The 600-nt window shown below is 34.2% G+C and carries 2 pseudogenes; both read right to left on the bottom strand.

Annotation, left to right across the window (positions count from 1 at the left end):
• Positions 1 to 297: pseudogene (locus ACFINZ_RS11655) on the bottom strand (GMP synthase); the annotation flags it as partial.
• 90 nt (positions 298 to 387) lie between these two features.
• Positions 388 to 600, bottom strand: a pseudogene (locus tag ACFINZ_RS11650) (DNA-binding protein); the annotation flags it as partial.

Here is a 600-nt window from a genome sequence, read left to right as displayed (position 1 = left end):
TAAAAAAGGCTTATTCTCTTTCAACACCAAAGAAATCCAATCAATTTCCTCACCAATATAGGCTTCCTTGTCATTCACACTCATGAGCCCCCCTAAAATGACGACACCAGCATAATGCTCTAACGTATTGGGAAGTTTCTGCCCTAAAATAGGACGTTAAATATCAAGAACAAAACCACTTTTCTGCAAAAACTTTCCTAAGCGACCAGTATAGGTAGATTGGCGATGAATAACAACGGCAATTCTTGGTTTGCTCTTTCTTTGCTTTTTATCAGGACATCTTTGCATCACAAACATGTTTCAACCAATCACTTTTGCAGCTAAGTAAAATTTCATTTTTTAAGCATAAGAGAATAATTTCGATACAGAATATTCACTATAGTTTTTTTAAAACAACCGAAATTTCTTTTTCGACAAAAACGCATCTTCTTCTATTTTAACCCCTGGATCATCAACATTTAAGCGAATTTGACTAGATTCTTCTGTATCTTGTTTATCTATCTGTGCATGATGCAAAAGATCAACTTTTACAGAAGGAGACTTTTCTAACATTTCACCTTCAACAACAGCATTTTTATCCACCTTATCTTCTTTATCTTC

It is taken from the genome of Bartonella sp. AA81SXKL (assembly GCF_042196945.1).
Classification (GTDB): domain Bacteria; phylum Pseudomonadota; class Alphaproteobacteria; order Rhizobiales; family Rhizobiaceae; genus Bartonella.
The sequence above is the reverse complement of the archived record's forward strand: the minus strand, read 5'-3'. Positions and strand labels throughout refer to the sequence as shown.